Annotated in this window: 18 protein-coding genes and 1 pseudogene; 10 read left to right on the forward strand and 9 right to left on the reverse strand. The window is 57.8% G+C overall.

Annotation, left to right across the window (positions count from 1 at the left end):
* Positions 1-40: 40 nt before the first annotated feature.
* Positions 41-325, reverse strand: a pseudogene (locus BT199_RS10085) (type II toxin-antitoxin system RelE/ParE family toxin).
* Positions 315-557 (reverse strand): CopG family ribbon-helix-helix protein, encoded by a 243-nt coding sequence (locus BT199_RS10090; RefSeq protein WP_032902648.1) that lies wholly within the window; start codon positions 555-557, stop codon positions 315-317. The pseudogene BT199_RS10085 and the gene BT199_RS10090 overlap by 11 nt, the downstream one beginning before the upstream one ends.
* Before the next feature lie 452 nt (positions 558-1,009).
* On the opposite strand from BT199_RS10090, the gene BT199_RS27300 reads away from it, so the two are divergent.
* The 4 genes from BT199_RS27300 to BT199_RS10110 all read left to right on the forward strand — a co-directional run bounded on the left by BT199_RS27300 (position 1,010) and on the right by BT199_RS10110 (position 5,018).
* The gene (locus BT199_RS27300; protein WP_218189591.1) at positions 1,010-3,181 is read left to right on the forward strand and encodes a lipid II-degrading bacteriocin; all 2,172 of its coding nucleotides are present in this window, start codon (positions 1,010-1,012) and stop codon (positions 3,179-3,181) included.
* Between the two features lies 1 nt (position 3,182).
* A complete protein-coding gene (locus tag BT199_RS10100) occupies positions 3,183-3,452 on the forward strand; it encodes a hypothetical protein (protein ID WP_072434390.1) in 270 nt (89 codons plus the stop codon).
* Positions 3,453-4,288: 836 nt separating this feature from the next.
* The gene (locus BT199_RS10105) at positions 4,289-4,654 is read left to right on the forward strand and encodes a DUF6124 family protein (protein WP_072434391.1); all 366 of its coding nucleotides are present in this window, start codon (positions 4,289-4,291) and stop codon (positions 4,652-4,654) included.
* Positions 4,655-4,799: 145 nt separating this feature from the next.
* Positions 4,800-5,018: a hypothetical protein gene (locus BT199_RS10110; RefSeq protein WP_072434392.1), complete on the forward strand. Its 219-nt coding sequence runs from the start codon at positions 4,800-4,802 to the stop codon at positions 5,016-5,018.
* A 660-nt stretch (positions 5,019-5,678) separates the two neighbouring features.
* Here the strand turns inward: BT199_RS10110 and BT199_RS10115 are convergent.
* A complete protein-coding gene (locus BT199_RS10115; RefSeq protein WP_014717589.1) occupies positions 5,679-6,866 on the reverse strand; it encodes an MFS transporter in 1,188 nt (395 codons plus the stop codon).
* Positions 6,867-7,347: 481 nt separating this feature from the next.
* Between BT199_RS10115 and mqo the strand changes: the two genes are divergently transcribed.
* Positions 7,348-8,994: a malate dehydrogenase (quinone) gene (gene mqo / locus BT199_RS10120; protein WP_072434393.1), complete on the forward strand. Its 1,647-nt coding sequence runs from the start codon at positions 7,348-7,350 to the stop codon at positions 8,992-8,994.
* A gap of 64 nt (positions 8,995-9,058) precedes the next feature.
* Here mqo and BT199_RS10125 read toward each other — a convergent pair whose 3' ends face one another.
* A complete protein-coding gene (locus tag BT199_RS10125) occupies positions 9,059-9,730 on the reverse strand; it encodes an NADPH-dependent F420 reductase (RefSeq protein WP_019820669.1) in 672 nt (223 codons plus the stop codon).
* Between the two features lie 99 nt (positions 9,731-9,829).
* Here BT199_RS10125 and BT199_RS10130 point away from each other — a divergent pair, with 99 nt between their 5' ends.
* Positions 9,830-10,726, forward strand: a complete 897-nt coding sequence (locus BT199_RS10130) for a LysR family transcriptional regulator (RefSeq protein WP_072434394.1) — start codon at positions 9,830-9,832, stop codon at positions 10,724-10,726.
* Positions 10,727-10,892: 166 nt separating this feature from the next.
* Positions 10,893-11,222: a YXWGXW repeat-containing protein gene (locus BT199_RS10135; RefSeq protein ID WP_014717593.1), complete on the forward strand. Its 330-nt coding sequence runs from the start codon at positions 10,893-10,895 to the stop codon at positions 11,220-11,222.
* Between the two features lie 136 nt (positions 11,223-11,358).
* Here BT199_RS10135 and BT199_RS10140 read toward each other — a convergent pair whose 3' ends face one another.
* The 4 genes from BT199_RS10140 to BT199_RS10155 form a co-directional block, all read right to left on the reverse strand.
* On the reverse strand, positions 11,359-11,754 hold the full coding sequence (locus BT199_RS10140) for a PIN domain-containing protein (RefSeq protein ID WP_014717594.1): 396 nt from the start codon (positions 11,752-11,754) through the stop codon (positions 11,359-11,361).
* Positions 11,751-12,008, reverse strand: a complete 258-nt coding sequence (locus tag BT199_RS10145; protein ID WP_014717595.1) for an AbrB/MazE/SpoVT family DNA-binding domain-containing protein — start codon at positions 12,006-12,008, stop codon at positions 11,751-11,753. Before BT199_RS10145 ends, BT199_RS10140 begins: the two co-directional genes overlap by 4 nt.
* Before the next feature lie 172 nt (positions 12,009-12,180).
* The gene (gene ppnN / locus BT199_RS10150) at positions 12,181-13,554 is read right to left on the reverse strand and encodes a nucleotide 5'-monophosphate nucleosidase PpnN (protein WP_014717596.1); all 1,374 of its coding nucleotides are present in this window, start codon (positions 13,552-13,554) and stop codon (positions 12,181-12,183) included.
* A gap of 149 nt (positions 13,555-13,703) precedes the next feature.
* The gene (locus BT199_RS10155) at positions 13,704-14,528 is read right to left on the reverse strand and encodes an aspartyl/asparaginyl beta-hydroxylase domain-containing protein (RefSeq protein WP_019820661.1); all 825 of its coding nucleotides are present in this window, start codon (positions 14,526-14,528) and stop codon (positions 13,704-13,706) included.
* Between the two features lie 276 nt (positions 14,529-14,804).
* Between BT199_RS10155 and fabV the strand changes: the two genes are divergently transcribed.
* A complete protein-coding gene (gene fabV, locus BT199_RS10160; RefSeq protein WP_032902674.1) occupies positions 14,805-15,998 on the forward strand; it encodes an enoyl-ACP reductase FabV in 1,194 nt (397 codons plus the stop codon).
* Between the two features lie 305 nt (positions 15,999-16,303).
* Complete coding sequence (locus BT199_RS10165) at positions 16,304-16,927, forward strand: HAD family hydrolase (RefSeq protein WP_072434395.1); 624 nt, start codon at positions 16,304-16,306, stop codon at positions 16,925-16,927.
* Here the strand turns inward: BT199_RS10165 and BT199_RS10170 are convergent.
* Positions 16,924-17,829, reverse strand: a complete 906-nt coding sequence (locus BT199_RS10170) for a LysR family transcriptional regulator (protein ID WP_054919799.1) — start codon at positions 17,827-17,829, stop codon at positions 16,924-16,926. The two genes, BT199_RS10165 and BT199_RS10170, sit on opposite strands and share 4 nt — an antisense overlap.
* Positions 17,830-17,931: 102 nt before the next feature.
* Here BT199_RS10170 and BT199_RS10175 point away from each other — a divergent pair, with 102 nt between their 5' ends.
* Positions 17,932-19,101: an aspartate aminotransferase family protein gene (locus tag BT199_RS10175; protein WP_072434396.1), complete on the forward strand. Its 1,170-nt coding sequence runs from the start codon at positions 17,932-17,934 to the stop codon at positions 19,099-19,101.
* Positions 19,102-19,158 lie beyond the last annotated feature (57 nt).

Consider the following 19,158-nt stretch of genomic DNA (forward strand, 5'->3'; position numbering starts at 1 on the left):
GAACGGCTCTTGGGTGCCGGAGAGGCAAGTTTTGCGCGCATTACCACTTCGAACGAGGGCGTTGCCGTGTGTGGAATACGCCAAGGATCTGCAGTCGATCACCCCGCACTCTATACGGGATCAGATAGGACTAGTTGGGAACTGCCCATTCGCGGGTATGTTTCACCCGACCTTCGCGGCCCAAGGAAGGAAACTGAGCCAGCCTGTCGACGCTGGCGAAAATGGCATTCGAGAAGTCGTCAGCGGCTTTTGGATTTTCGAGAGCGATGTAGCTCGCTTCGTCTTCCAGATTTTTGAGTGCTTTTTCAAGCCACTCAACCCGCATTCCGGCTCCAGCGCCTAGCGCGCATGGCTGCCACTTGGTCATCGGTGGCGAATTTGCCTTCGTCGGCTTCCTTTACTGCCAGCTCGATTTGGGCGGTCAGCGTTTTCTCGTGCTCGATGTAGTCGCGAAGAACGTCCATTGCCAGGTAGCTTGCTGTCTGGCCGTTGGTTTTGGCCAGGTCGGCGAGAGAGTTGGACAGGTCTTCCGGCAGGTTTAGGGATATCCCAGTCATGGTGGCCTCGATGGTGGACGGTTGTGGGGCATCTTACACCGTGAAGCGTCGGGTTGAAGCAGCAGGCCGTCGCGAGGTGTGTCTGGGAGTGAGTCGTTTGCTTTTCCTTTGCCAACTCAAAAACCGATATCGTGGCGGATAAATAAATCTGTCCCCTTTTGTTACAAATGACTCGAAGGAGGTTGCTCTATGAATCAATCAATCGGTACAGCCATTCGATGGTAATGGCCAATAGGAATCAATACCGTTCATCAGGCTTTTATGCATAAGTGCATATTTTAATTGCCCGCTTAGCTGGATGGGCATACAGTCCTTGTGCACCTCACGTTCTTCCATTGTCCAACTGCGTGAATTCAGTCGAGCAATATTGACGTATGAGGCCATACAGCAAGGGTAACGCCCTTGATATGAAAAAACTATCAATTGTGTGCGTTAGATAAGGACATGAAATTATGGTTGATATAGTACTTCCGACGATTGAGGTTAATGCTACCCAACCGGGGTATCCAGATGTACCGACAAACGGCTCGCCTAATCCGGCTCCAGCCCCCGGGGTTATTTTCTTAATGCAACAACAAGCTCGAAATCCATATTATGCTCAAGGGCTTTGGCGTGAAATGCTAATTAAACTTGCTGGCGAGCAGCTCACATGGAGCCAAACTGGTGGTATTGCTCCAGGCTTTACGTACGATTTACAAGTGGTTCCTTTTGCGGACAACTATATATATACAAATCCAGGATTTGACGTTAATGGCTCATTGGTTTACGCGAGTACACACTTTGTCACAGGCGGCGTCACTCTATCCCCCGGCTTGACAGGCAATCAACTGACACCTGTTGCTGCTTTCGGGCATTTTGTGTACGGAAAAGGCACAGCCACAGAAACGGTCATCGCAAATTTTGGTTTAAATACCTCAAATTTTTCTAGCCCCCTCTTGGATGCAGCTTTGGCAGCAGCCCCTGTCGGTGTTGTAACTCCAATTCTGGTAGAGAATATTCCTGCTATCGGGTCAGTAAGTGATTGGCAGCTGCTTACTTGGATTGAAAACGCATCTTTTAAAGTGGAAGGTAATATCAGTAAAGACGCTGTAGGTAACTATCAGTTTGACGGAAAAATTACTGCTGGGAACATTACCTACAACGCTATCCCAGATAACCTCAAAACTGCGGTGGGCGAACAGACCGCAGCTCAGCTTCAATACGTCGCGCAAAATATGAACGCTACGCCCTTTGATATATCAGTAAAAGGCGATGCTGCAATATCAATTGGTAAACAGCTTACCTCTGACGAGATTGCCGCTGTTGAGCAAGCACGCCTTGCAGCGGAGGCTGAAGCTAAGCGCATTGCCGATGAAGCCGCAGCCGCCGAGGCTGCTAGATTAGCGGCTGAGGCTGAAGCCAAACGTGTTGCAGACGAAGCAGCTGCTGCTGAAGCTGCCAGGATAGCCGCCGAGGCGGAAGCTAAGCGGATCGCGGATGAAGCGGCAGCAGCTGAGGCTGCTAGGGTAGCCGCTGAAGCCGCAGCACTTAAAGCAGCTCACACGTTCAGGCTTCCCGCAGCCGGTGCTACGCAACTGAGTACGGCAGCAGGCTCTATTGCCGTCACGGCAGGTTCAGGCGTTACGTTGGAGGCGGCGATTCAAGCGGCTAAGGTAGCGCTGGGTACAGTTGTGAGCGCGGCAACGGCAGTCGGTATTGGAGCTTTGACGTATTCAGAGTCCCTTGGTAACGGGGAGCTGCCCGCGACAATGCTGGACCTGCCCGCTAAGGAACTGGCGCCTAGCCTGCCTGATAATCTTCTCGAGGTAGCGGCGGCTGGTGGGACGGTTGATGTGCCATATCGGCTTTATGGTGATCAATCGAAGTATTCGGTAGTGGCTACCCAGGTCACTGGTGGACTAGCCCCCACTGTTCCGGTAAGGGCATTGGTGCTTGATCCTGTGGCGAACGCCTATACGTTTACTACAACCGATACACCGCCGATCACCCTGGCATTCCCGATCGCAGTACCAGGAGATAGCTCAACGGCAACTCCGGCACAGCCCGTGGAAACTCCGGTATACACCGGCATCACTCTGACCCCAATTGAGGTCAAAGCTGAGCCGTTTCCGATTGCCAGCCAATTGAGCATCCGAGACGCGATTTATGTTTACCCTGCGGATTCGGGTTTGCCGCCGATTTATGCGGTATTTAGTAGTCCGTACGAAGGCGCTACCACTAAAGGTGGACACAGCGGACGGATGTACAATCCTGATAAAGCCGGAGGTCCAACCCAAGATCTTGATTGGGCAACGGCAACGGTGACTCAAGAAGGTATTGATCTGGTTAAATTGCATACGTCACGATTCGTACCTTCTGATGCTAATAAGATCATGATTGACCGGCTAGAAAAGATCCTAAATGGTCAGATCCCTATTACGGATGTTGATAAACGATTTTACACCCATGAAGTGCGAGAGTTAGAACGTTACAGGGCGCTCGGGGTATCTGATGGAGTAGAAGGGAATGTTTGGAATAATGCTCATACTGCAACCTTAGAGGACTATAAACTGAGGGATGCTGACGATTTATTCTATACCCCGGAAGCCATCGCTGCAGAAACTAAACAAGTATATGGAGAGTAAAATGAGTAACATTAACGATGTGGTAGTCGCTGAAGCACCAAGGGATGTAGTTCTTTTTATTGTAAGAAACAAACCAATTTCGTATCCAATGCTGGATCGACTCTACAGCAGGAACGGGTGGGCCAATATTTCAAATAACCTAGAGCTTTTGAAGCTTATTGAAAATATGGAGCTCGAGGGGGTGGTTGAACATGTTGATGGAGGAATAAGGAAAGGTCCAAACTGGAATGCTCCAGCATTCATGGTTGAGAATAAGTATACCGTCGAGTGATATTTAGGTCTGCAAAAAACCCAGCTCAAGCTGGGTTTTTTTTGCCTGGACATTGAAAGGTTATTGCTCTCCGTATTCTGGATGCTCTTGATGCTTGTGCTTTTTGGTATATCCAAATGGGTCATGGACATTAGACGTTATTTTCGTATTACAAGGGTCTGAATGCCTTTTCCGAGACGCGTCACGGCGAACGTCTAGAACCTAATGAGACAAAACAGGACTGCCGGGGTAATTGCAAATAGCGTGAGCCCGCCACAATGGAATGCGAGCCAGCTCCATCGAATGCAAGTCTACTTGCCTTTAATCTGAGCCGGGACCTTTGACTGGTGCAGTTAATATGAGCCAGAAACACTGCTGAATGCGAGCCCGCATGTTTTCAAACGTGAGCCGCTACATTTAGGTTCACGCGCCTGCACTCTCACCCACATAGCTTCAGGTGTTGACGTTGGAAGGGGATGTGGGATTGGAGCGACAGGCATTGGCGATAAGCACCGTGGCGCGACTATGCGGATGTGGTTTTTTCGCCCAGGCGAGGGCTATTTCAGGAGGTGAGTGGTACAAAAGTGGTACGGGTTTTTTCATGGTGCGCTACAGGTCGCGTATTACAAGGTCTGTAGAATTAGCACTTCCAATCCATCATCGGAACAACGTAGGAAGCGACAAAGCGATCTTTGGGAATAGGTCAAAATTTCTAGGAAATGTCCCACGCTTTCTCGGCTTGCCCCTTGGACCATCCGTAGCTAATCTCGTTGGGCCGTTGCAAACCCAGCGGCCGGAGGTGGAAGTCCGAACTGCTAAGGCGTTTTTAACTCCCGAAAATCTTTGGAGCTTCGCCCATGCACAACAACACACGCAGTTCTTCACTTGATCAAAGCGTGTCGCCCGTCGACCCCAAGCTTCAAGCCGCAGCCCAGCGCGCAATCAACCATCACTTGCCCCCATCCGACGACGCTGCCCCCACCGAGCGCCCAAGCGACAGCCTATTCCTCGTCAACCCAGCCCTCGACCCCGAAACCCTCCTGGCCAACGCCGCCGAAAACCTGGCATCCGCCAACGAAATGGCCGCTACTTTGGCGTTCGACCTCGATGATTCCCAGCGCGCCATCGCCCTCGGCATCCAGCAGTTAATCGAGTTGAGCTCGCTGCTCGTTGACCGAGCCCAGGAGCAGGTTGCGCCTGTAACCGTCCCAGTCAAAGCCTGACAACCAACCCTGCCGCCTAGCCCAAGGCGGCAACCTGAACTTATGCTGTCTTCCAGCAAAGTTTCATAATTCCCTGCGCCGTTGAGGTCTACGATTCCCTGCGAGAGAGGACCCCAGCGCCTCCAGCCCATAGGGAACTGAAACCATGATCTCGAACCTCGTCAAACTTGTGATGATCACCGGCACGTTGCTGTTGAGCGCTTGTTCATCTTCATCGAGCGTGAGCAGTGACCCGTGCTTTTCAGGTGGATGCCGGGCGTTTGGTGACCATAGCCCCAACAAGGCCGCGAAGATGAATTTCGGTGGCAGTGGGCTGGGGAGTAGTTATGGGGAGTATGGTTCGGGGTTGTTGCATGATGATTGATGGGGTGGTGGGGCGAGAGTGTTTCGCTAGCTTTGCTGCTTTGCAAAGTGAGCAGCCGTTGGGGGAGAACGCTAAGTAGCCGTTGCCTGAGTAACGGATAGGTGCGCGGTCTGATCCCGCATTTTCGTCGGCTGTCGGGCCGTCTTCGCGAGCAAGCCCGCTCCCACAGTTGGAGTGTGGGAGTCAGGGAGATAAGCGTCGGCTGTCAGGTCTTCACAGGAGCAAGCTCCCTCGCCACAGTTGCAGCGTCGTGCCGAAGTTGTGTAGATATTGACGCTGCGATGGCGGTGGGTCAGTTAACTCATCTGTTACTGATATACCGCTATCGCAGGCAAGCCAGCTCCCACATTGGCCATGTATCGCTCGCAGAATCAGCGCCCGGCTCGGATCCCTGTGGGAGAGGGCTTGCTCGCGATGGCGGTGGGTCAGTTAATTCATATACCGCTATCGCAGGCAAGCCAGCTCCCACATTAGCCAATGTATCGCCCACAAAATCAGCGCCCGGCCCAGATCCCTGTGGGAGCGGGCTTGCTCGCGAAGGCGGCGTGTCAGTCACTGGATCTATAACTGAACCAATGCTTTCGTAGGCAAGCTCCACACATTGGATCTTCGTTGTGTGGAATATTGTGTTCGCGTAGCTGATCGGTATTAGGCGCGCCGTTAATGGCCGCCTTTCATCCGCCGCGCAATCAGGTAGAGGCCCAGGCCCACCAGCGCTGTCGCTGCGCCGATGTAGCCGGTGCTGGTCCAGCCGAGGCCAGCTGTAATCGCCATCCCCCCAAACCACGGCCCCAGCGCATTCGCCAGGTTGAACGCCGCATGGTTCGATGCTGCCGCCAGGCTCGGCGCTTCATGCGCGATGTCCATCAAGCGAATCTGCAACGGTGCCGCCAACGCGACCATGGTGCCCACCAACCCCATGCTCAGCAGCACTCCCCACAGCGAAGACGCGGCGAAGGGGAAGAACAGCAGCACGGCCATCGACCATACCAATATCAAACCCACCGCCCGAAACTGCATGCGATCAAACAGCTTGCCACCGGCAATGTTGCCGATGATGCCGCCCACGCCAAAGGCGGCGAGGCCGAAGGGGATCCATTGCGGCGAGACCTTGGTCACTTCCAGCATGGTCGGCGCCAGGTAGCTGAATACGCAGAACATCCCGGCAAAGCCAATCGCGCCGATGGACAGGGCCATCCATACCTGGGGTTTGGTGAAGGCGCGCAGTTCTTTGCGTGGGTCGCTGCGTTGTTCGTCGTGGCGGTGGGGCACGAATTGCCAGACCAGGGCGATGGTGAGCAGGGCGATCACGCTGACCAGGGCGAAGGCCGAGCGCCAGCCCAGGTGTTGGCCGAGGAAGGTGGCGATGGGGTTGCCCAGCAGCATGGCCAGGGTCAGGCCCATCATCACGCGGGCTACGGCGCCTGCGCGTTTGTCGGTGGGTACCATGCTGGAGGCGACCACGGCGGCGATGCCGAAGTAGGCGCCGTGGGGCAGGCCGCTGATAAAGCGGAAGGCCACCAGCGAGCCGAAGGTCGGGGTGAAGGCGGTGGCGAAGTTGCCCAGGGCGTACAGGCCCATCAGCAACAGCAGCATGTGCTTGCGCAGCAGCTTGGCGCCGAGGATGGCCAGCAGTGGGGCGCCGACCATGACGCCCAGGGCGTAGGCGCTGATGGCGTGGCCCACCTGGGGTTCGCTCAGGCCCAGGTTCTGGGCGATGTCGGGCATCAGGCCCATGATGGCGAATTCGCCGGTGCCGATCGCGAAGGCGCCCACGGCCATGGCCGCTTCCATTTTGGCGGCGCTGCGCGCGGGCAGTACGTGCCCGGGTGTTTGCTGGATTGTCATGGGTAACTCTGTGTGGAGGGTGTGCACGAAGGACGTCGCCGATGCTACGCAAGCCGCGACGAAGGTGTCTAGAACCGCCATTTTCGGCAGAGTTCCACGCCTGTGACCGCAGGTCGCGGCTGCCAGGCTTGACAGGGGCGCATTAAAACCCGCGATTTAGGCCTGTCAATTGGCCAAACGGCGCATAAACGCTGTTTAGCGTGATATTCTGCGCGCCGTCTTGGGCTAGTCTTTCCCTGGTGCGTACACCCGTATACGTCCCAGCGGTTGGCTGTCGCCCAGGTAGCTGAAGCCAATAATGATAAGAAGTCAGCGCAGAAGGGACATAACAGTGAGGTCGATCCATCGGCCTTGTGTGCCCACCCTGCAGCCTTTATGTGACTGTGCAGACCCCGCGGTACGTTGCCTGACGTAGCGTGAACGAGGGTTACTCATGATCGGGGGCGGTAGGGCGGATGGCGTTTTATCATAGGTGCTACTGATGTTTAAAAAAGTAAACACTGCCCTGCTGGGGCTGGCTTTGTCGATGGGGATCACGTCCGTTCACGCGGAAGAGGCAAAGAAAGTCGATGTGCTGCTGATCGGCGGCGGCATCATGAGTGCAACCCTGGGTGTCTGGCTCAATGAGCTGGAACCGGATTGGTCGATGGAGATGGTCGAGCGCCTCGATGGCGTGGCCGAAGAAAGCTCCAACGGCTGGAACAACGCCGGTACCGGTCACTCGGCCCTGGCTGAGCTGAACTACACCCCGGAAGACAAGAACGGCAACGTTGAGATCCCGAAAGCGGTCGAGATCAACGAAGCGTTCCAGATCTCCCGTCAGTTCTGGTCCTGGCAGGTTCAGCAGGGCGTGTTGAAGAACCCGCGTTCGTTCATCAACTCCACTCCGCACATGAGTTTTGTGTGGGGCGATGACAACATCAAGTTCCTGAAAAAACGCTACGAAGCCCTGAAGGCCAGCCCGCTGTTCGCCGGCATGCAGTACTCCGAAGACCCGGCGCAAATCGCCAAGTGGGTTCCGTTGATGATGGAAGGGCGTGACCCGAGCCAGAAAATCGCGGCCACCTGGAGCCCGATCGGTACCGACGTAAACTTCGGCGAGATCACCCGCCAGTTCGTCGCTCACCTGCAAACCACGCCGAAGTTTGACTTGAAGCTGTCGAGCGAAGTGCAGGACATCACCCGCAACGACGACGGTTCGTGGCGTGTGAGCTACAAAAACCTCAAAGACGGCACCAAGACTGAAACCGACGCCAAGTTCGTGTTCATCGGCGCCGGCGGCGGTGCCCTGCACCTGCTGCAGAAGTCGGGCATTCCTGAAGCCAAGGAATACGCAGGCTTCCCGGTGGGTGGTTCGTTCCTGGTGACCGAGAACCCGACCATCGCCGAGCAGCACCTGGCCAAGGCCTACGGCAAGGCTTCGGTAGGTTCGCCACCGATGTCGGTTCCGCACCTGGACACCCGTGTGCTGGATGGCAAGCGCGTGATTCTGTTTGGCCCATTCGCGACCTTCTCGACCAAGTTCCTGAAGGAAGGCTCGTACCTGGACCTGCTGACCAGCACCACCACCCACAACATCTGGCCGATGACCAAAGTCGGTATTCGTGAATACCCACTGGTCGAGTACCTCGCCGGCCAACTGATGCTGTCTGATGATGACCGCTTCAAGGCGCTGCAAGAGTACTTCCCGAACGCCAAGCAGTCCGACTGGCGCCTGTGGCAAGCCGGCCAGCGCGTGCAGATCATCAAGCGTGATGAAGAGCAAGGCGGCGTGCTGAAGCTGGGTACCGAAGTGGTCAGCTCTGCCGACAACTCCATTGCCGGCCTGCTAGGTGCATCGCCAGGCGCGTCCACCGCGGCTCCGATCATGCTGACCGTGCTGCAAAAGGTGTTCAAGGACAAAGTAGCCAGCCCGGCCTGGCAGGAAAAACTGCACCAGATCGTGCCAAGCTACGGCACCAAGCTGAACGACAGCCCTGAAGCTGTTGCCAAGGAATGGGCCTACACTGCCGGTGTGCTGCAACTGACACCACCGCCAGCGATCCCGCAACTGGCTGCTCCACAGGCTACCGAGGCTGCCAAGCCTGCGGCTGAGCCAAGCAAGCCGGCGTCTGATCTGGCGCTGTAAGCAACACCCACGAAAAAGCCCGCTGAACCGGTGACGGTCAGCGGGCTTTTTTGTGCGCTAACGATCAGGCGCGCGGCGGGTGTCGCTCCACCGGAGGCAGCTCAACCGTACGCTCGGCCGCTGCCAGCGCTGCCTTCAAGCCCGCTTGGTTAAGGGGTACGCAATACGCCGGTTTAGCCCGCTCGAATCGCCAGCTTTCATCCAGCCCTCCAGCATCCACGGCATCGAAACCCATTTGGTCGAGTAACGTCATCACTTGCGCCTTTGCCGTCGCGTCATCTGCTGCCACTGGCAATGCGCGGCGTTCAGGCGCGCCGTGCGGGCGGGCATCCTGCGTCAGGTCTGGGGCGAAGATCGCATTAAATACTTTTACCACATGTGATTGCGGCAAATGGTCAGCCAGCAATCGGCTGGTGGTGGTTTCAAAACGGTCCAGTGTCGGGATATGCCCATCACGATCGGGGTAGTAATTGTTGGCGTCCATCACTGTCTTGCCCTCCAGCCATTGGGCGGGGACGCTGCGGTAGTGCTCCAGAGGGATCGCCACCAGTACCAGGTCACCAAACCTGGCGGCGTCATCTGCGCTGCCCACTTGCACACCGAGTATGCCGCTCACCACGCTGCTCATGGTGTGTGGGCCGCGGGAATTGCTCAGCATCACGTTATGTCCGGCGGCAAGCGCCAGTTGCGCCACGGCACGCCCGATAAAACCTGCTCCAATCACGCCAATCTTCATGTGCTTGCTCCAGTGGAAGTAGGAAGTGGCTATGATGATTAGCAACCATAACGTGATAAATCGTCATTTTGATGTGGGTGTTGTTACTGGGAGTGGGGAATGATGGATCGCCTGTCAAGCATGAACGCCTTCGTGATAGCCGCTGAATTAGGCTCCTATGCGAGGGCCGCCGAACGCTTGGGCATGTCGCCGCAGATGGTGGCCAAGCATGTCACCGCGTTGGAACAACGCCTGGGCGCGCGATTGCTCAACCGCACAACCCGTCGACAAAGCCTGACTGAACTGGGAGGGGAGTATTACGAACGCTGCAAACATATCCTGACGGAGGCCGAGGCCGCCGACGCCCTGGCACAGGTCATGAACGACACGCCGCGTGGCAAGCTGAAAGTCACCGCCCCGGTGACCTTTGGCTCCTACAGCCTGATGCCGTTGATCACCGGGTTTTTACGTGACAATCCACAGGTAGAAGTCGATTTGCACCTGACGGATCGTTTCGTCGACTTGGTGGAGGAGGGCTACGACGCCGCGTTTCGCATTGGTCCGTTGGGCACGAGCGGCCTCACTGCGAGACCTTTGGCACCGTATCGGTTGGTGGCCTGCGCTGCACCGGCTTACCTGATGGCGCGAGGCACACCGCAGAAGCCGGCAGATCTTGAGCATCATGAGTGCCTGGGGTACGCCTTTTCATCGCGTCCGGCGGATCGAGAGTGGGTGTTTTTTCAGGGCACGGTTTCCTACAAGGTACGAGTGGCCAGCCGTTTGCTCATCAATGAAAGCCGGGCATTGATGTCGGCGGCATTGGATGGTTTTGGCATAGTGCTCGGCCCGCAAGACTTTCTGCGAACGGCGTTGGCGAGTGGCGAGTTGGTGCGGGTGTTGCCGGAGTTTGAGGCTCCGAGTCGGTCGATGCATTTGGTCTACACCGCAAACCGCCAGCGTACCGCCAAGTTGCGCTGCTTTGTCGAGACTGTGCTGGGACGTTTTGGTCCGGTATGAAGGAGCACCACCGTGGCGGTCGCCGGGAGGCACGCTAAAGATCTACAGGTTCAGCCATCTGACAGACATCTCCTGTTAAAAATAACCCAGGCCCAAGCAGGGCCCGGCTGCAACAAAGGAAGGACTTCTGATGCAGGTGTTGGGCGTGCGCGCCCGAGGGTTTTGTATGTGGCTACGTTATGCAGCATTGGCCGCCATGGTGGTCGCGGCTTCCGGGTGTGTGCAAGAGCGTGTTGTGCATGAGCGCAGGCCGGTGCAACACGAGTACGTGGATGTGGTGGCGCCGCAACCGCCGCCGGTGCAGGTGATTGAAGTCGAGCCGGCGGTGCGCGAAGGTTATATCTGGTCACGCGGTTACTGGCGCTGGGAAGGTGGGCGCTATGTGGCAGTGCACGGCCATTGGGAACCGGTGCGCCAGGGGTATCGTTATGTACACCCGCATTGGGTGCAGCGTAATGATGGCTACCACTGGCAGATCGGCGGCTGGGTTCGCTGACCAAACCTCCTCACCCTTTCCTCTGTAGGAGCGAGCTTGCTCGCGAAAAACGTCAACGGTTACACGGGCATTCAGGTTGCACGCGGTGCCTGTGAGTTTTTCGCGAGCAAGCTCGCTCCTACACAAACAAAGCGAGCTAGCCGAGCCGTTTCATCCCTGCTGCCTTGGCTGCGTGCAGATCAAACGTGGCGGTGTACTCGCAACCGGCCGCATGGCCACAGCGTTCGATCAGGCAGTCGGCAAAGTCCGCTTTGCTTGCGGTGAACTTGCGCAGGGCCTGCCAGATGATATCGGCGTGCTCGACGGTCAGTTCCCGTGTGTGCAGCAAGGTCTCCAGTACCGTTACCACATCGCTTTTGGCCGACTGGTAGCAGGACTGCAACACCCACACCAGTTCCGTAAGCGTCACCAGGCTGACAAAACCTGGTGAGGCGGCGGTGAGCGATTCGATCAGTTGGGACGCCTTGGCGGATTGAACCGGGTCATCCTGGGTCACATAACGCACCAGCACATTGGTATCCAGGCCGATCATCCAGCGCTTGCTCCCTGGGCCGCGATGGCGCGGTTCATGTCTTCGATAGACACGGCATGGGCGGGCTTGCGGATCAAACCCTTGAGGTCCTTGACGGTTTTGCTGGCGGCAATCATGGAAAACTTGCCGTCTTCCATTTCGACGAATTCCACCCGGTCGCCTGTTTCCAGGCCCAGGGCTGTCCTGACCTGAACAGGGATGGTGATTTGCCCTTTTGAAGTGAGTGTGGCGGTGGCCATAGTGAAGATCTCCATCGTGATATTCCTTACCTTAGGGTAAGGAATGACGGAGGACAATATCCGTTGGTCCATAGGTCGCTCGCTGAGGTGAATGAGTTGGAATAGTAAAACCCTAGTCCGAACTCTTGTTCCTCACACGCGTTGCTATGTCCCAAACGAATACAAACTATGACCGACCGCCGCTGGCTTACTGCACCACGCGATAGCACGGCACATACGCCGCGCCGCCCGGCAGTTTCATGCGGTGCTGGGCCACGAACGCCTTCAATAATTCATCCAACGGTTTCATGATCGCCGGGTCGCCGTGGATCTCATACGGGCCGTTCTCCTCGATCAGGCGAATACCCTTGTCCTTGACGTTACCCGCCACGATCCCCGAGAACGCCCGGCGCAGGTTGGCCGCCAATTCATGGGGCGGCAGTGCGTGGCTCAGTTGCAGGCTGGCCATGTTTTCGTGGGTGGGGTCGAACGGGCGCTGGAAGCCTTCGTCGATCTTCAGCAGCCAGTTGAAGTGGAACGCATCGTTACGCTCGCGGCGGAACTGCTTCACCGCCTTGAGGCCGGTGGTCATCTGGCGGGCCACTTCGGCCGGGTCGTCGATGATGATCTGGTAATGCTTCTGCGCCGCTTCGCCCAGGGTGGCACCGACGAACGCGTGCAATTGTTCCAGGTAAGGCGCGGCATGTTTGGGCCCGGTAAGCACCACCGGGAACGGCAGGTCGCGGTTGTCCGGGTGCATGAGGATGCCCAGCAGGTACAGGAACTCCTCGGCCGTACCGGCGCCGCCGGGGAAGATGATGATGCCGTGGCCGACACGCACGAAGGCTTCCAGGCGTTTTTCGATGTCCGGCAAAATCACCAGCTCGTTGACGATGGGGTTCGGCGCTTCGGCGGCGATGATGCCTGGCTCGGTCAAGCCTAGGTAACGGCCATTGGTGATGCGTTGCTTGGCGTGGGAAATGGTCGCGCCCTTCATTGGGCCTTTCATCACGCCTGGGCCGCAACCGGTGCACACGTCGAGGCTGCGCAGGCCCAGTTCGTGCCCGACTTTTTTGGTGTATTTGTATTCTTCGGTGTTGATCGAATGACCGCCCCAGCACACCACGATCTTGGGCTCCACACCCGGTCGCAGCGTACGGGCGTTGCGCAGCAGGTGGAACACGTAGTCGGTGATGCCTTGGGAGTTGCTCAGGTCGATACGCTGGCTGTCCAGCTCGTTCTCGGTGTAGACGATGTCGCGCAGGGCGCTGAACAGCATTTCGCGGGTGCTGGCGATCATCTCGCCATCGACGAACGCATCGGCCGGGGCGTTGAGCAGTTCCAGGCGTACGCCGCGGTCTTGCTGGTGAATACGCACTTCAAAGTCTTTGTAGGCGTCGAGGATGGTCTTGGCGTTGTCGATATGCGCGCCGGTGTTGAGAATCGCGAGGGCGCATTGGCGGAACAGGGTGTAGATGCTGCCGGTACCGGCTTCGCTCAGTTGCTGCACTTCACGTTGGGACAGGGTTTCGAGGCTGCCCTTGGGGCTGACGGAGGCGTTGATGACTTGACGTTGGGGCATTCTGATTCCTTGAAAGCACAGCCACCGCGTCCGCTTGGGGGGCGATGGCTTGAGAAGGGTGAGCGCCAATTAAGGTCGCACGAGACGATTATTTACCTCAGGCGCGAGGCCCAGCGCAAATGCCGTCCAACACCATCATGCCGCAGAACTTACTGAATCAGCTTCCAGTTTTTGTAGAAAACCCGACGCAGGGTAAAGACCAGGCCGGCAAACCCTGCGATCACGGCGTTGAGCACCGAGGGCAGCAGGGTCGGGCGCACAATATCAATAAACAGGCAGTAGCGTTTGGCGTCGTTTTTGTTGAAGGAGGCGTGCATCAGCGTGTCATCGAAGATAAACAGCGGGTCGTCGTGCCAGTAGTGCTTGTGCTTGCCCACCTGGATATACACGCCCTCATGGTGCGGTGCCGGCGCCATGTTGTAGAGCACACGGAACATCATGCGCAGGGGGCCGAAGTGGAACGACGTCGAGCGGTTCTCGTTGAACACCGAGACGCCGATGGTTTTCACGAACGGCAGTTTCTTGCGCAGCTGCGGGATATCCAGGGTGGTTTCGATCGGGCGGCCGTACCACTGGAAAAACAACATGCCGCGTTTCTTCTCGGCCATGCGTTCGTCCAGGTAGCTGATGATTTCATCCTTGCGGGCCATGGCGTCGTCGATCACCTGTTGCAGGTCTTCGCGCCAGGCCGGCGGCAGGTCTTGCAGGGTATAGACATGCCGGTTGCGGCTGCTCAGCAGGTCGAGCAGGGTGTTGAACGGTGCCAGCACCCAGGTATTACGACCGTTGCCGATAAAATACTTCTTGATGGTGTCGCGGTCGTACAGGCCGTTACGCAGGAAGTCATAAACGCCGCAGCACACCACCAACAGCAGAAACACCAGGCAACTGCGCGGGAAACAATAGATCAACAGCAGAACGCCGAGCGCCCACGCCAGGGACACCAGCTTTTTGCCGACAGCATTTTTGCTCATGAAACGAGGCTCCAAAGCCGAAATATATTGAAACAATATCGTCATCATAGGGCTTTCTGACAACGGCAGGCGTTTTTAAATAGGGCGAAATTGTGAAGCCACTGCACAATTTGTAACCGTTACCGTGCAGGCTCCGACGTTTTGTGGATTGAATTTTGAGAACAGAAGATTTGCGACTATCGTGACGCTTCGGTTTTTCAGGCGTCATAGACCGGTACGATTGAAGTTGAATGGCCACTATTGGCCTTCGGCACCTTGGAAGAGGCAGAAATTTTTATGATCATCAAACCGCGGGTTCGTGGCTTTATCTGTGTGACCGCTCACCCTGTTGGCTGTGAAGCGAACGTCAAAGAGCAGATCGACTACGTAACCAAAAACGGCGTCATCGAGGGCGGCCCTAAAAAGGTACTGGTCCTCGGTGCCTCCACCGGCTACGGCCTGGCCGCGCGCATCAGTGCTGCGTTTGGCTGCGGCGCCGACACCCTGGGCGTGTTTTTTGAGAAAGAAGGCGAAGAAGGCAAGCTGAGCTCCGCCGGCTGGTACAACAGCGCGGCGTTCGAGAAGTTTGCTGTGGAAAAAGGCCTGTACGCCAAGAGCATCAACGGCGACGCGTTCTCCGACGAGATCAAGCGCCTGACCATCGAAACCATCAAGAAAGACCTGGGCAAGATCGACCTGGTGGTCTACAGCCTGGCCGCCCCACGCCGTACCGACCCGCAAGGCGTGGTGCACAACTCCACCCTCAAGCCAATCGGCAAGGCCGTGACCCTGCGCGGTATCAACACCGACAAGGGCGTGGTGGTCGACACCACGCTTGAGCCTGCGACCCAGGAAGAAATCGACGGTACCGTGAAGGTCATGGGCGGCGAAGACTGGCAGCTGTGGATCGACGCCCTGCGTGACGCCGATGTATTGGCCGAAGGCGCCAAGACCACCGCGTTCACCTACCTCGGTGAGAAGCTGACCCAGGACATCTACTGGAACGGCTCCATCGGCGAAGCCAAGAAAGACCTGGACAAGAAAGTTTTGACCCTGCGCGAGAACCTCGCTGCGCTCAAGGGCGACGCCCGTGTGTCGGTGCTCAAGGCGGTGGTCACCCAGGCCAGCTCGGCCATCCCGATCATGCCGCTGTACCTGTCGCTGCTGTTCAAGGTGATGAAAGAGCAGGGCACTCACGAGGGCTGCATCGAGCAGGTCTACGGCCTGTTCAAGGACAGCCTGTACGGCAGCGAGCCGAAACTCGACGCCGATGGCCGCCTGCGTGCGGACCTGGCCGAGCTGGAGCCCAAGGTGCAGGACGCCGTGGCTGCGCTGTGGAACCAGGTCACCGACGACAACGTCAACGAGATCAGCGATTTTGCCGGTTACAAGGCTGAGTTCCTGCGCTTGTTTGGTTTTGAGGTCGACGGCGTGGATTACGACGCGGACGTGAACCCGACCGTCAAAATCAACGGCCTGATTCAAGCTTAAAACCCGGTCAATAAGGTGGGAACTGGCTTGCCCTGATGCCAGTCAGTTAACGCAAATCCCCTGTGGGAGCGGGCTTGCCCGCGAAGGCGGTGTGTCAGTCGCAGCATCTGAGGCTGTACGACCGCTTTCGCAGGCAAGCCAGCTCCCACATTTGATCTTCGTTGTTTAGAGCATTGCGTTCGCTCAATGAGGCCATGCCTCCTCCCACCTGTCTTTTCAGACACTTCTTACACCTCGGCGGGCGCCTCCCTCTTTCAGATCTGTCAGACTCCAGCAGCTATCAAGCCACGCTAACGGAGGATCTGATGACGATTCGTGCAGTAGTTTTTGATTTCGGCGGTGTCCTGTTCGACTGGAGCCCGCAGCACCTGTACCGCAAGCTGATTGCCGACGACGTCGAGCGCCAGTGGTTCCTCGACACCATCTGCACCCAGGACTGGAACACCGAGCAAGACGCCGGTCGCTCCCTTGCTGAAGCCACCCGCACCCTGATTGCCCAATACCCCGATCACCACACCTTGATCCAGGCCTACTACGAGCGCTGGCCCGAAATGCTGCGTGCTGAATTACCCGAGGGCGTGGCGATTCTCGAAGCGTTGCACCAGGTTGAGATGCCGCTGTTCGGGCTTACCAACTGGTCGGCTGAAACCTTCCCTTACGCCCGGGCCAACTACCCGTTCCTGAAGCGTTTTCGCGACATCTTGGTGTCTGGCGAGGTGAAGCTGATCAAGCCTGCCCCGGCGATCTACCACGCCAGCCTCAGTCAGGTGCGTGAACACCTGCCAGACATCCAGGCCAGTGAAGTGGTGTTCATCGACGACGTCGCCGGCAATATCGAGGCCGCCATCGCATTGGGCTGGCAGGGCATTCACCACGTATCGGCCGAGCGCACCGCCGCGCGTTTGCGTGAGTTGGGCGTGGCGTTCTAGCGCGCCCATTTCTCCATTACAAAGTCGACGAACGCCCGCAGCTTGGGCAGGCGATAGCGGTCTTGGCGATACATCAGGTGCATGGGGCGGCTGGGCAGCTTATAGGTGGTCAGCAAGGCCACCAGCTTGCCGCTCTCCAGGTCCGGTTGCACCAGGGCATCGGCCAACATGCTGATGCCCATGCCGTTGATGGCGGCCTGGCGCAAGCCTTGGGAGCTGTTGATGGTCAATGAGCCAGACACCGGCACCTCCACCTCACCTTCATCGCCGGTCATGCGCCAGAGTTTATCGGTGTCGCGCCAGTTGTCGTTCGCGGGGTAGGCGAATGCCAGGCAGTCATGCTGCTGCAGGTCATCCGGGGTGTGCGGTGTGCCGCGTCGCGCCAGGTAGGCAGGGGAGGCGCAAAGGGTGAGGGTATAGGCCTGCAGAGGCCGGGCGATCAGGCTGGAGCTTTCCAGTTCGCCGAGACGGATCGCCACGTCAAAACCGCTGTCGACCAGGTCCATGCGCTCATTGCTCATCACCACGTACAGGTCGATAAGTGGGTAGCGCTGGGAAAACTCACTCAAGGCCGGCACTAGGCGTTCAGTGCCGAACACCGGGGGGGCGGTGATGCGCAGGCTGCCTTTGGGGGTTTCGCTGTGGACCTGCTCGGCCAATAACTCGGAGTCGGCCACCAGCCCCAGCACTTCCAGGCAGCGCTGATAATACTGCCCGCCAAATTCGGTGAGGTTCTGTTTGCGCGTGGTGCGTTTGAGCAAGCTGACGCCAAGCCGTTGTTCCAGCGCTCGCAGATGGTTGCCCACCATGGTGGTCGAAATCCCGCATTCCTGCGCGGCGGCGGTCATGCTGCCGGTCTCGACGACTTTCACGTACACCGACATTGCCTGGAACAGATCCATTATCAAGCCCTGGTTTAAAGTTATTGCAGCAATTCTGCGTTTATCCAGCGAGGGTGGTTAACCATACTTGATCCACCCCAACGATGCACTGGAGCCGCCACCATGACCGCCGCCTGCCTGATGAGCACTTATCAACCCCTGGCCCTGAGCTTCACCCGCGGCCTGGGCACGCGCCTGTGGGACCAACAGGGCCGCGAATACCTGGACGCCGTGGCCGGCGTGGCGGTGACCAATGTTGGTCATTCCCACCCCAGGTTAGTGGCGGCCATCAGCGAACAGGCCGGCTTGCTGCTGCACACCTCCAACCTCTACAGCATCGACTGGCAACAACAATTGGCCCGGCGCCTGGCCCAACTGTCCGGGCTGGACCGCGCGTTCTTCAACAATTCCGGCGCCGAGGCCAACGAGACGGCGCTGAAGCTGGCGCGTTTGCATGGCTGGAAAAAAGGCATTGAACAGCCGCTGGTGGTGGTGATGGAGAACGCCTTCCACGGCCGCACACTGGGCACCATGGCCGCCAGCGACGGGCCCTCGGTGCGCCTGGGGTTCCAGCGCCTGCCCGGCGATTTCATCAAGGTTGGCTTTGGCGACATGGCGGCCCTGGAGGCGGTCACCGAACAGTTCGGCACGCGTATCGCGGCGGTGCTGCTTGAACCGATCCAGGGTGAAAGTGGTGTGTTGGTGGCGCCGTCGGGCTACCTCAAAACCCTGCGCGAGCACTGCACGCGCCACGGCTGGCTGATGATGCTCGACGAAATCCAGACCGGCATCGGGCGCACCGGCACCTGGTTTGCCTTCCAGCACGAAGGCATTGTGCCGGACGTGATGACCCTGGCCAAAGGCCTGGGAAATGGCGTGCCCATCGGCGCCTGCCTGGCCCGCGCTGGCGTCGCTGAGCTGTTCACCCCCGGCAGCCATGGCAGCACCTTTGGTGGCAACCCGCTGGCGTGTCGCGTCGGGTGTACGGTGCTGGAGATTATCCAGGAGCAAGGCTTGCTGGAAAACACCGCACGCCAGGGCGAACACTTGCTGGCGCGTTTACGCATTGAGTTGGAGGACCATCCGCAGGTGCGGGCGATTCGTGGCAAGGGCTTGATGATCGGCATTGAACTGGCCAGCCCTTACCGCGACCTAGCCCAACGGGCCGCCCAGGAGCACGGGCTGTTGATCAACGTCACGCGGGGCAAGATCATTCGCCTGTTGCCGCCGCTGACGCTGGAGCGCAAGGAAGTAGAAATGATCGTGCGAGCCATCACCCGCCTCCTGGACTGAAAAAGTGCGGAAGGGGGCGATGCTCGTTCCCACGCTCTGCGTGGTAACGCCTCCTGT

Source organism: Pseudomonas sp. NFR02 (assembly GCF_900119375.1).
Taxonomy (GTDB): Bacteria; Pseudomonadota; Gammaproteobacteria; order Pseudomonadales; family Pseudomonadaceae; genus Aquipseudomonas; species Aquipseudomonas paracarnis.

What these genes read in the sequence shown, in the direction of transcription:
- ppnN (WP_014717596.1), bottom strand. Translation starts at nt 13,554, where the DNA reads ATGCCCCAACGTCAAGTCATCAACGCCTCCGTCAGCCCCAAGGGCAGC.
- BT199_RS10155 (WP_019820661.1), bottom strand. Translation starts at nt 14,528, where the DNA reads ATGAGCAAAAATGCTGTCGGCAAAAAGCTGGTGTCCCTGGCGTGGGCG.
- BT199_RS10115 (WP_014717589.1), bottom strand. Translation starts at nt 6,866, where the DNA reads ATGACAATCCAGCAAACACCCGGGCACGTACTGCCCGCGCGCAGCGCC.
- BT199_RS10165 (WP_072434395.1), top strand. Translation starts at nt 16,304, where the DNA reads ATGACGATTCGTGCAGTAGTTTTTGATTTCGGCGGTGTCCTGTTCGAC.
- BT199_RS10110 (WP_072434392.1), top strand. Translation starts at nt 4,800, where the DNA reads ATGATCTCGAACCTCGTCAAACTTGTGATGATCACCGGCACGTTGCTG.
- BT199_RS10130 (WP_072434394.1), top strand. Translation starts at nt 9,830, where the DNA reads ATGATGGATCGCCTGTCAAGCATGAACGCCTTCGTGATAGCCGCTGAA.
- BT199_RS10090 (WP_032902648.1), bottom strand. Translation starts at nt 557, where the DNA reads ATGACTGGGATATCCCTAAACCTGCCGGAAGACCTGTCCAACTCTCTC.
- BT199_RS10100 (WP_072434390.1), top strand. Translation starts at nt 3,183, where the DNA reads ATGAGTAACATTAACGATGTGGTAGTCGCTGAAGCACCAAGGGATGTA.
- BT199_RS10135 (WP_014717593.1), top strand. Translation starts at nt 10,893, where the DNA reads ATGTGGCTACGTTATGCAGCATTGGCCGCCATGGTGGTCGCGGCTTCC.
- BT199_RS10105 (WP_072434391.1), top strand. Translation starts at nt 4,289, where the DNA reads ATGCACAACAACACACGCAGTTCTTCACTTGATCAAAGCGTGTCGCCC.
- BT199_RS10175 (WP_072434396.1), top strand. Translation starts at nt 17,932, where the DNA reads ATGACCGCCGCCTGCCTGATGAGCACTTATCAACCCCTGGCCCTGAGC.
- BT199_RS10170 (WP_054919799.1), bottom strand. Translation starts at nt 17,829, where the DNA reads ATGGATCTGTTCCAGGCAATGTCGGTGTACGTGAAAGTCGTCGAGACC.
- BT199_RS27300 (WP_218189591.1), top strand. Translation starts at nt 1,010, where the DNA reads ATGGTTGATATAGTACTTCCGACGATTGAGGTTAATGCTACCCAACCG.
- mqo (WP_072434393.1), top strand. Translation starts at nt 7,348, where the DNA reads ATGTTTAAAAAAGTAAACACTGCCCTGCTGGGGCTGGCTTTGTCGATG.
- fabV (WP_032902674.1), top strand. Translation starts at nt 14,805, where the DNA reads ATGATCATCAAACCGCGGGTTCGTGGCTTTATCTGTGTGACCGCTCAC.
- BT199_RS10140 (WP_014717594.1), bottom strand. Translation starts at nt 11,754, where the DNA reads ATGATCGGCCTGGATACCAATGTGCTGGTGCGTTATGTGACCCAGGAT.
- BT199_RS10145 (WP_014717595.1), bottom strand. Translation starts at nt 12,008, where the DNA reads ATGGAGATCTTCACTATGGCCACCGCCACACTCACTTCAAAAGGGCAA.
- BT199_RS10125 (WP_019820669.1), bottom strand. Translation starts at nt 9,730, where the DNA reads ATGAAGATTGGCGTGATTGGAGCAGGTTTTATCGGGCGTGCCGTGGCG.